Annotated in this window: 9 protein-coding genes and 1 tRNA gene; 4 read left to right on the forward strand and 6 right to left on the reverse strand. The window is 41.6% G+C overall.

Annotation, left to right across the window (positions count from 1 at the left end; all coding sequences use genetic code 11):
* Nucleotides 1–111 precede the first annotated feature (111 nt).
* A tRNA-Glu gene (locus AC1XUD_RS12090) sits at nt 112–183 on the reverse strand.
* A 256-nt stretch (nt 184–439) separates the two neighbouring features.
* On the opposite strand from AC1XUD_RS12090, the gene AC1XUD_RS12095 reads away from it, so the two are divergent.
* Nucleotides 440–2,920, forward strand: a complete 2,481-nt coding sequence (locus AC1XUD_RS12095; protein ID WP_483361263.1) for a M14 family zinc carboxypeptidase — start codon at nt 440–442, stop codon at nt 2,918–2,920.
* A gap of 153 nt (nt 2,921–3,073) precedes the next feature.
* Here AC1XUD_RS12095 and aroQ read toward each other — a convergent pair whose 3' ends face one another.
* A complete protein-coding gene (gene aroQ / locus AC1XUD_RS12100; protein ID WP_483361264.1) occupies nt 3,074–3,499 on the reverse strand; it encodes a type II 3-dehydroquinate dehydratase in 426 nt (141 codons plus the stop codon).
* A 98-nt stretch (nt 3,500–3,597) separates the two neighbouring features.
* On the opposite strand from aroQ, the gene xerD reads away from it, so the two are divergent.
* Nucleotides 3,598–4,512 carry a site-specific tyrosine recombinase XerD gene (gene xerD / locus AC1XUD_RS12105; RefSeq protein ID WP_483361524.1) on the forward strand — a complete coding sequence of 305 codons (915 nt, stop codon included), beginning with the start codon at nt 3,598–3,600 and terminating at the stop codon, nt 4,510–4,512.
* A gap of 279 nt (nt 4,513–4,791) precedes the next feature.
* On the opposite strand, the gene AC1XUD_RS12110 is transcribed toward xerD, so the two are convergent.
* Complete coding sequence (locus tag AC1XUD_RS12110) at nt 4,792–5,298, reverse strand: SixA phosphatase family protein (RefSeq protein ID WP_483361265.1); 507 nt, start codon at nt 5,296–5,298, stop codon at nt 4,792–4,794.
* Nucleotides 5,299–5,551: 253 nt separating this feature from the next.
* On the opposite strand from AC1XUD_RS12110, the gene sppA reads away from it, so the two are divergent.
* Together sppA and AC1XUD_RS12120 are read left to right on the forward strand one after the other, a co-directional pair.
* Nucleotides 5,552–7,315, forward strand: coding sequence for a signal peptide peptidase SppA (gene sppA, locus AC1XUD_RS12115; RefSeq protein WP_483361266.1), 1,764 nt, complete (start codon nt 5,552–5,554; stop codon nt 7,313–7,315).
* Nucleotides 7,316–7,768: 453 nt separating this feature from the next.
* On the forward strand, nt 7,769–8,128 hold the full coding sequence (locus tag AC1XUD_RS12120) for a hypothetical protein (protein WP_483361267.1): 360 nt from the start codon (nt 7,769–7,771) through the stop codon (nt 8,126–8,128).
* Between the two features lie 72 nt (nt 8,129–8,200).
* Here AC1XUD_RS12120 and AC1XUD_RS12125 read toward each other — a convergent pair whose 3' ends face one another.
* The 3 genes from AC1XUD_RS12125 to AC1XUD_RS12135 form a co-directional block, all read right to left on the reverse strand.
* The gene (locus AC1XUD_RS12125; protein WP_483361268.1) at nt 8,201–9,118 is read right to left on the reverse strand and encodes a YihY/virulence factor BrkB family protein; all 918 of its coding nucleotides are present in this window, start codon (nt 9,116–9,118) and stop codon (nt 8,201–8,203) included.
* Between the two features lie 116 nt (nt 9,119–9,234).
* Entirely contained in the window at nt 9,235–10,473 is a 1,239-nt protein-coding gene (locus AC1XUD_RS12130) for a NupC/NupG family nucleoside CNT transporter (RefSeq protein WP_483361269.1), read from the reverse strand.
* A 277-nt stretch (nt 10,474–10,750) separates the two neighbouring features.
* Entirely contained in the window at nt 10,751–11,227 is a 477-nt protein-coding gene (locus AC1XUD_RS12135) for a hypothetical protein (RefSeq protein ID WP_483361270.1), read from the reverse strand.
* Nucleotides 11,228–11,325: the final 98 nt, after the last annotated feature.

Consider the following 11,325-nt stretch of genomic DNA (forward strand, 5'->3'; position numbering starts at 1 on the left):
AAATCGCGATACTGGGCGATTCTTGGCGATAGGCAAGTAACAAAAAAACCGCCTCAATTAAAAATCGAGGCGGTTTTAACTAGTTTTTGAAAGTGCTCACGCACGGTTTTGTGACCCATAGGGGAATCGAACCCCTGTTTCAACCGTGAAAGGGTCGTGTCCTAACCGCTAGACGAATGGGCCGACTGGTCTCCTACTTCGTGCGCTTTTTCAACACTTTCTTTCACTTTTCGTTTCCATTCCCTGAAAACGTGGTGCAAATATGCAGGGTTGAATTTTTAAAAGCAAGTGCTGGTCAAAAATAAATTTAAATTATTTTTTAACATATCTGACAATAAACCACTTAGCTTCAAATATTTTTTGTGACATATTCTGATGTTCTTAAATTTTCTATCTTTTGTAGTTCAAAACTCCTTTCCATGTTAATTTTTTGTTCCTGATGTTGAGACACTACATTGCATTGTTTTTACTATTGATTATATCGCCCGTAATCGCACAAACCCAACAGCATGGTTCGGTGGCTGCTGATGGCAGTCGATTTTTCTTTCATCATGAGATTGTGGAATTTTTCCGATCCACTGCAAGCCAGAATCCTGATCGGATGAGACTCATTAACTATGGTACTACTAACGAGGGCCGCCCACTCATTGTGGCATTTATCTCGTCACCGGAAAACATTGCAAATCTTGAAAATATCAGGCTAAACCATTTAAAGAATATTGGCCTATCGAAAGGGACTGCCGGCAACGAGAATGTTCCACTTGCCTGGCTTAGCTATAACGTTCATGGAAACGAGGCGTCTTCGGCAAACACGAGCACGAAAGTCCTTTACGAACTCCTGAATCCCAACAATGCCTTTACGCAGGATCTCCTCAAAAATATGGTCATTATTATAGACCCGTGCAGCAATCCTGATGGCTACGACAGATATACAAACTGGTACACCCGGTTTCAAAATGCTGTGCCCGACGTCACGCCCTTCGCGATGGAACACGACGAGCCCTGGCCAGGAGGACGATTTAATCATTACCTTTTCGACCTGAACCGTGACTGGGCATGGCAAACGCAAAAGGAAACAAGAGCGAGAATTGAGCTTTATAATCAATGGATGCCTCATCTGCATGCGGATTTTCATGAAATGGGCTCGGGACGCAGCTATTATTTCCCGCCTGCTGCCAAGCCTTTCCATAAGGATGTCACGAGCTGGCAACGTCAGGTAAATGACCTGATAGGCGAATATTGTAGCAAGTATTTTGATAAGAATTACTGGACCTACTTCACCCGCACAGATTATGATCTTTTCTACCCAAGTTACGGAGACACCTGGCCAACATTCAACGGCGCGGTCGGGCTTACGTTCGAGCAGGCAGGCGGCGGTCGCGGGGGTTTGGGTATTATGCGTGAAAGCGAACATGACACATTGACGCTCAAAGCCCGGATGGCACATCACTTTACGACAAGTATGGCAACGCTGGAAGTAGTTCTTTCGCAAAAAGAAAGGCTCATTTCGGAGTTCACCAAGTTTTTCAAAGAGTCATCGGTAAACCCTCCAGGCCCTTTTAAAAGTTATGTTGTAAAAGTGGATGGCAATGAATCCAGAATCAAAACCTTTACAGAATATCTGACAAGACAGCAGATCCAGTTCGGCATAGCCGGGAAAAATTCCAGCTCAAAGGGCACAAATCTGATCACTCAGCTTGACGAAAACCTTAAAATAGACAGCAGCGACCTTGTTATCAGCGCGCACCAGCCCAAATCCAGTTTACTCCGCGTGCTATTCGAGCCACAACCCGTTTTAGAAGATTCTATTACATACGATGTAACAAGCTGGGGGCTTGGTTATGTGTTTGGAGTCAACGCTTTCGGAATAAAAGAAAAATTGTCGCCTCTAGCTTATAAGACCAATGCCCCGATCAATATTCCGCCGTCTGATAAACCATACGCCTATGTGTCCGGCTGGTCGTCCGTTCAGGACGCGGCATTCCTGGCTTCTCTTCAAAAAAAGAAGATTTTAGCGAGAACCTCAGCGGCTCCGTTCGTGATCAACAACATCCATTTTCCGGCAGGAAATCTGATTGTTACCAGAAAAGGGAACAGCATGGCTGATTTCGATAAATCTGTCGTTGATTTGGCAAATCAATATCAGGTTAAATTGACGCCGATATACTCGGGCAGGGCCAGTCAGGGAGCTGATTTGGGGGACGACAATATTACCACGCTGAACGCGAAAAAATATGCTGTTTTGGCTGGCGAAGGAATTTCGCCTACCGCGTTAGGCGAAATCTGGAATTTCTTCGAACAGGAGATCCATTATCCGCTTACGCTGGTTAATACTAATAAATTAGACAATATCCCCTTCAACAAAATAGATGTTTTAATACTTCCGGACGGCGATTACTCAAAAATCATAACCGAAAAAACGCTCGATTTGCTCCAGGAGTGGCTTCAATCCGGAGGGAAAATTATTTCGCTGGAAAACAGTACAGACATTTTCCTGAGCAAAGCAGGGTTCGGATTGACAAAAAAAATGTCCGACAAGAAAAAGGAGGAACCATTGAAAAAATATGGTGATCAGCTACGGTCAGAAGCCAGCAACTCGTCGCCGGGAAGTATGTTTCAGATTACTTTTGATGCCACCCATCCTCTCTCTTTCGGATGCAGCCAAAACTACTTTACCTTCGTGAGAGATTCTTATGAAAGGGAATATTTGAAGGACGGCTGGAATGTCGGGTATTTGCTCAAAAACAATTATAAAGCTGGTTTTGTTGGAGCAAATTTATCTCCGAAATTGAAAGATACATTGATAATGGGCGTACAACCAGTTGGGAAAGGCGAAATTGTATACCTGATGGACGACCCGCTATTTAGAGGTATGTTTTACAATGGTAAGATCCTGTTCAGCAATGCCATATTTCGTTAGCTTTTGATTTTGCCACAAGACTCGAAGGCACGAGGGTTTATAAATCTTAACCAGGCTTGACATACCTGAAATTTTAGGTCGAAAATTGATTAGCAACATATACATATGGCGAGGTTCAGGTGAGAACTTCGCCATATGCATTTTTTTAATCAATTACTTAATATCGAGAATATATCGAACTGCCAAATCATATCCTTTCAATCCCAATCCGCATATCATCCCTTTGCAACGACTTGTTAAAAAGCTATGATGTCTAAAAGATTCCCGGGCATGAATATTTGAGATATGCACCTCAACCGCAGGTGTTGTCACAGACGAAAGTGCATCTGCCAATGCTACGGAAGTATGTGTATATCCCCCGGCATTGATGATAATTCCATCGAAAGAAAAGCCCACCTCATGAATCTTGTCGATTAGTGCGCCTTCGTGATTGGATTGAAAATAATGTAGCGATACCTCGGGGAATCCACTTTTTAATATTTCAAAATAATCCTCAAAAGACTGGTTTCCATATACTCCGGGTTCGCGCTTTCCCAATAAATTAAGATTAGGGCCATTCAAAACAAGTATTTGTTTCATTCCGATATGTGTTCAAACAGGCTGAATTTTCTATAAAACTTAAAGATAAGGCAAATTACACATATCTTTCGACCACCAATGTGATATTCAAAGTGAGTATGTGGCAGAGCTTCATCAAGCATTTCAAAACCTATCTGTTGCTGGAAAGGTCATTTTCAGACAACTCTGTTCAGGCTTATGTGCGTGATATCGAAAAGCTTGCTGAATATATTGAATTACGCCACGACAACATCAGCCCTGTAAAAATCACAGAAGACCACCTCACAGAATTTCTACAATTTATTGCAGAATTAGGCTTGGCTGCACATTCCCAGGCACGCATACTCTCTGGAATCAAAGGCTTTTACAAATACCTGCTCATCGAAAATGAGATATCAGACGATCCCACCGAATTAATTGAAGCCCCTAAACTAAGCCGTAAACTCCCGGATGTATTGGCTTATCACGAGATTGAGATGATGCTGGAAACAATTGATCATTCTACGCCCGAGGGGACAAGAAACCGGGCAATTCTCGAAATCATGTACAGTTCAGGCTTGCGCGTATCAGAGCTTACAAACTTATTGATCACCAATTGCCATTTTGATACCGGTTTTCTTCAAATTTTAGGAAAGGGAAACAAGGTGAGACTGGTTCCGATTGGCTCAGAGGCGATTAAATATACTCGTATATATATGGATGAGATCCGCCGACACCAGGATGTAAAAAAAGACAATGAGGATATTGTTTTCCTGAATCGGCGTGGCAGCCAACTTTCCAGGGTGATGATATTTCTCATTATTAAAGATATAGCAGAAAAAGCGGGCATCCATAAAACAGTTAGCCCACACACTTTTCGCCATTCCTTTGCAACGCATCTAATAGAAGGCGGTGCCAGCCTAAGAGCCGTGCAAGAGATGTTAGGTCACGAATCCATCACCACAACTGAAATCTATACCCACCTGGATCGCAATTACTTACGACAAGTAATCACAGAATTTCACCCCCGATCACAAAAAAAGAGCTTCTCTTAAGAAAATAACGAGTTCCAAGCAATAACAAATGACCATTACGTGGCAATACCTGACAGCCATATTCACTTCTCACTTTTTTCCACCTCCTTCAAAAGCGAATCCAACTCAAGGGTGTCGCTATCTGCAGTTGCCCCTGGCAGCGCTCTTTTTAATTGCTTTGGTTTATTCCATGGTGCAGTCGTACGGCTCGACATGTCATATGATATATATGCGAAAAGCCCAACGAAGGCGATAAAAACTACTATAAATATTCTACGATTTCGACTTCTATTTTCCATCCTAATGCTCTCCTCTCACATCCCGAGGGGTAGTATAAGAAACAAACTTTCCCGTCTTTCCCGATACCTCGGACCATTTAAAACCCTCAAACTCAATAACCACTATCCCTGCCTTTTTAATTGAACCTATATTGGCTCCGGAAAGATACTCCGCAAAGTAAGAAATATCCGGATTATGGCCGAAAAGGATCACAGACTCCGCATATGCTGGAGCTTTATTTACAGCATCGAGATATCCCCTAAGCCCTGTATCGTACAAGTCCCGCAGTGGAACTATTTTGTCCTTGTCGAATTTTAGTTGTTCGGCCACGAGTTCAGCCGTCTTCCAAGCCCTGGCCGCCTGACTTGTAATATAGCTTTCAGGGCTGAATCCTTTCGAAAACAACCATCTGCCCATCACAGCAGACTCCATGAGCCCCTTTCCCACCAACTCCCGATCAAAATCTTTGACACCAAATCCGGCGTCTTCGGCTGTAGCATGTCGTACCAATATGAGTGATTTAATCATCTTTCGGGGCAGAGAATGGTCATGAATAAATTTAAATATGATTTGGCACTAAACCTAAACGTCAGTTATACAAAGTTATAATTTTACAACTCACGCCGTATCCATTTTTTGAATGTCGTTTCCAAAGTTAAAATTGACCGCTCAAAACCCCAAACTGACCCTTTGACAATAATTACGGCATTGACTGGGATAATTAATACTTAATTTTGTTTCTTGTTAGCACAACGCAATTACAATATATACCAATTAACCTATGTTACAGTTTCTCAAATATGTCCTTGCAACTTTTGTAGGGATTATCGTTTTCTTCTTCCTGTCCATCATCATACTGATAGGAATCGGAAGCGCTTTTTCATCAAGTGAAAAAGTCACCGTTAAAGAAAATTCGATACTAAAACTTGACCTCAACCAACCTATTCAAGAAGTTGGAGTCGAAAATCCATTTTCTGATTTGGGAGGACCTTTCAGTGGTAATGAAAATGTGGTAGGCCTGAAGGATATCAAAGATGCCCTCAAGGAAGCCAAAAATGACGACAATATTAAAGGAGTATATATAGAATCAGGAAACCCCCAAGCTGGCTGGGCAACGCTTGAAGAGATTCGTAATCAAATTCTTGACTTCAAAAAATCAGGAAAGTTTGTAGCAACTTACAGCGAAAGCTTTTCTGAGAAAGGATATTATCTGGCCTCTGCCGCCGACAAGATATATTTGAACCCTGCTGGCGGAATGGAGTGGAATGGGCTCTCAACCGAATACAGCTTTTTGAAGGGTACTTTTGACAAACTTGAAATTAAGCCTCTGGTATTTCGGGTGGGAGAATTTAAAAGTGCGATCGAAATGTTCTCGAGACAGGATATGAGCGAAGCGAGCAAAAAACAATCGATTGAGTTATTGAATGCGATCAACGGCAACTTTTTGAAAAATATATCGGCCTCACGCAAAATCCCTGTTGAAAAATTAAAAAGTCTGGCAGATTCCCTTGCTGTGGAAGATCCGAAAGCTGCGTTAAGCAACAATTTCGTAACGAACCTTGGTTATTGGGATGAGTTTGAAACAGCACTGAAAAAGCAGTTGAAACTGGATGAGAAAAAAGATATATCGTTTGTAGGCGTTGACAAATATCTGGAGGGCAATCTGAATACCGAGGGAGATGCCAACAAGCGCATTGCAGTTTTGGTTGCTCAAGGCGAAATCACATCGGGAGAAGGTTCTGACGAGACAATTGGATCTGAGAAATTCGTGAGCGAATTGAAGAAAGCGCGTGACAACGACAAAATTAAAGCGATCGTAATTCGTATCAACTCACCAGGTGGAAGTGCATTGGCTTCCGACGTAATGTGGAGAGAAATTCAGATAACTACTAAGAAAAAGCCGGTGATTGCATCTATGTCAGATGTGGCTGCTTCTGGCGGCTATTATATGGCAATGGGCTGCGACAAGATTGTGGCTCAGCCGAATACCATCACTGGTTCAATCGGAATTTTCGGCCTGATCTTTAATGTGAAAGACTTTATGAATAACAAACTGGGTGTCACTTTTGACGGTGTGGGCACAAACGCGCACGCCGACTGGCCGACCGCTACCCGTGAGATGACACAGTTTGAAAAGGATATGATTCAGAAAAGTGTGAATCAGGGATATGATACGTTTACTAAGAAGGCTGCCGCTGGCAGAAAAATGCCGGTTGAGAAGTTGCGTAGTCTTGCTCAGGGTCGTGTCTGGTCAGGAATTGAAGCGAAGGAACTTGGGCTTGTAGATGCGCTCGGGGGTGTAGATGATGCGATTAAACTAGCTGCAAGCGCAGCCAAATTGAAAGAAGGTGACTATCGCGTTCGCTATTTTCCTGAAAAGAAGAAGCCATTTGACGAGCTATTATCCAAATTGATGGACGATTCCAAAGAAGAAGCTATGACGGAAAACCTGGGTGCACTTGCACCATATGTGAAAACATATCAGAAAGTCATGAATATGGGCGGAGTTCAGGCAAGAATTCCTTTTGAGATGGATATTCGTTAAACCCTATTCGTATTCTTCCCCCAACGGGTTCGGATCTTGCATCCGAACCCGTTTTTTTATTCAAAATCTTAGATTCCGCTTACAAGATAGCACAACAATAGATGTTTTAATCTATAATATTGTACTTTTTATAGTTTACAGGAAAACCATCTAACAGGATCCAATCAAAGAATAATACAATAATATTCAATATCGGACACAAACTGGGTTTTGTTATATTTTCACCCAATGTTTGTACTTTTATCATAATGATATAACTATTCCAATATGGCGATACTATAAAAAAAAGAACTTTCTGATATTCAATCCTTTCCTATTGACAGTAATTCAACTATTTGCGACCTTTGAATTGTCAAAGCAACATTTATAACAACAAGTAGCATTGCAGTTAGTAGCTTTGTACGAAAATTAGAAAAATACAACATTACATATTAATTAACAGAACTTACAATCATGAAAAAAATCATTTTAGGCCTTGCACTTTTGATGGGAGTATCAATTGCAAACGTATCATTCGCTTCTGAAAAACTTGGAACTGATGCAAACATTGAAATCGCAACAGTAGGCGAATTGAAATTCAAATTGTCACTGGAAGATGTTAAAGAAAACTCTTCAGTGCTAATTAAGGATCTTGACGGAGAAATCCTTTACAGCGCAAACTTGCCAAAATCGGCTAACTACGCGAAGATTTTTGACTTCTCAACTTTGAAAGACGGTGGATATGTTTTCATTATCAATAATGGAAAAGAGAGAATTGAAAAACCATTCAATATCCAAACTCAAACTACCCGTGTAGTGTCTTCTACAAAGTAATCTGGGTTACTTCCAAAAACGGCTGGATCTTATTCAGCCGTTTTTTTTGTGCCTAATTTTTACAAAAACCCATCAAGCTTTTGAACCTTCCTCTTTCACCAACTCCCTGCGTTCGATGAGCACCGCATGTTTGCTGGGTGCAATAGCAACTCCATCGAGTTTCGCATATACTTTGGTAAACTCCGCTCCGAAATACAGAATAATAGAGGAATAGTATATCCAGGTCAACAGAATTACAATGGACGCCGAGGCCCCATATGTTGCTCCAAGATTCAGACTTCCCAAATAATATCCGATAATAAATTTCCCGATCAGAAAGAGGCAAGCCGTAAAGATCGCGCCAACTATGCATTCCTTCCATTTCAAATCTCCATCCGGAAGAACCTTAAATATTACAATGAAAAGTGCAGTGATTACCGCCAGGACCACCATCATATTCACTAAATAAAAAACTGCGACAGCCGCTTCGGAAAAGTATTCTTCAAGTTGGGAGCTCAAAAGTTGAACAATCGCGTTTACACCAAGCGAGACAACCAACAAAAATCCCAGGGCCAGAATCAGCGAAAAAGACAGCAGTCTGTTTTTAAGATATCTTAACCAACCCTTCTTAGGCTTTGCTTTGATCGACCATATATAATTGATAGAATCCTGCATTTCAGCGAAAACCCCAGTCGCACCAATTAGCAAAGTAACTATACCAATTACTGCCGCCACGCCGGTTTTATTGGATACTTGCGCATTTTGAATGATCTCCTTCAAAGATTCAGTCGCACTAGCTCCGACCAATGCCTGGATTTGCGAAAACAACTCCCCCTGAATCGTACTTTTTTCAACAAATAAGCTTAAAACGGAGATAATCACCAGCAACATAGGGGCTAACGAAAAGATCGTATAGTAGGACAGGGCTGCGCTTAACTTCATCCCATTGTCATTGAGAAATTCCGAAAAGCTTTCTGAAAGGAGTGAGAATATGGTCTTTATCAGTTTCATGACTTAGCGGTGTAGTTGCAAAATTTATAGAGGCGACGTTTGCCATTAGTAATGCCTTAGCACTTACTCACGGCAAATAGAAATTAAGAAATTAAATTGGTAGTGATTAGCTCTGGTCAGAGTAGCAGTCCAGCAAGGGTGGCCGACATATAAGACGCTAATGTACCCGCAATCAGGGCTTTGAATCCTATTCGAGCCAAATCAGCGCGTCGCGAAGGCGCTAACTCTCCAATCCCACCCACTTGGATCGCAATCGAGCTGAAATTCGCGAATCCACAAAGTGCAAAGCTGGTGATAACTATTGTTTTGTGATCCAAAGTATCTTTTAATTTAACAAGATCAAGATAGGCAACGAATTCATTGATCACCATTTTAGTACCCATAAGAGAGCCAGCTGCTTGTATATCCTTTGAAGGCACACCCATCGCCCATGCAAATACAGAGAATAATTTTCCAAGAATTAAATTAAAACTTAACTCAGGGAATGAAAAAATACCGCCAATTAGCCCCAGAAGATAGTCAAGTAAGGCAACAAGTGCGATAAAACCGATCAACATCGCCACTACATTAAAACCTACTTTTAGTCCCTCGCCCGCCCCGGCTGCTACTGCATCCAATAAATTGGCATGCGTTTTCTGAACTTCGAGCTTAACGGCTCCCTTAGTATTGGATTGTTCCGTTTCGGGAAACATGATTTTGGATATCACCAACGCGCCCGGTGCAGCCATCAAACTTGCCGCAATCAAATAGGGCGCTGGAACACCTAAAGAAATATATACAGCCATGACGCCTCCGGCAATACAAGCAAAACTTCCCGTCATAGAAGCCATCAGCTCCGATTTTGTCATATTTTTCAGATATGGCTTAATCATGATCTGGGCTTCCACTTGCCCAACAAAAGTACTTGCCACGTTGGAAACCGCTTCTGCGCCACTCACTCCCATCAACCAATATACCCCTTTCGCGATAATGGAGACTACGCGCTGCATGATGCCTAGATGATATAACATATTGACAATCACCGCAACAAAGATGATGGTTGGGATTACCTTGAAGAAAAACACAAAGTCATTCCCCGGACCGAACGCCCGTTCCATTGCGTCGTGACGAACAAGCGTGCCAAAAACAAAGTCAGCGCCCTTGTCAGAAAAGGAAAGTAATTTTTGAACTTTGGCTCCCAGCCACTGAAAAATAGCTTGCCCGGTTTCGGTCCGAAGGATAAAAACAGCTAATCCAAATTGCAAGGCCAGCCCAACACCAACAGTGCGCAAATTGATTGCTTTACGATTGTTAGACATCGCAACCGCGATACCTAAAATAAGTACTATTCCTATCAGTCCGGTAAACCTCTCCATAATAATCTGGTTGATGCGCATTTAACTTCGCTGCAAAATAACAAACAAATTATTTGCAATAGGTAAAATGCGCAAAATATAGGAATACTACCGGATACTTATAGAAATCATTATACGAAGGCCTCGATATGCTAATGATCAGAAAATGAGAAATCTATATTTGGACCAAGTGTCGAATATCAATGGCAGGTTGACGGATAAATTTCACCCCCATAAAAAAACAAAAGGTAAACCCTTTTATGGGAATACCTTTTTTGATCATAGCTAATAAACAATATTATAATACAGCCACAGTCGCCGTGTGCATTTGGTCTCTGTCCGCTTTTATCCAATTATTACCATTCTTCACAAAAACATCAATTTTTCGAACCTGCTTATGAGATTCACCCTGCTGCGTTTGATAAGTTATGTCTATCAAAGAATTTTTAACGGCCGTCTGACCGCCATCATATTTCCTTATGGTTACACTGTTAGGAACGTAATTGGCACTTTTAAATGAGCCTAGCCGCTTGTCAACATACTTACTTATTTCGTCGTAAGAAATAGTGCCATTTGCCTCATCAATGCTTTGAATGCTTTCTCCTCCCTCTAAGGCCGAAGAAGTCGTTGCGGTCGCTGCGCCTGACTTATCCTTTGAATTGGATATCTGTTGTCTGGTGCCCTGGTTCACGCCGTTCGCATTCGTCATAACTCTGATCTTAAACGCACATGCCAACAATATGAACAAAATAAAAACGGAGATTTTCCTTTCCATTATAACGATATTTTAGTCTAGTGATAATTGAACGTGACAAATTTGAAATTAAAAAAACACAAAAAATAGAGTACAAATACCCGATTTACATTGATACG

This window comes from Dyadobacter sp. HNCC25DJ184 (assembly GCF_056895215.1).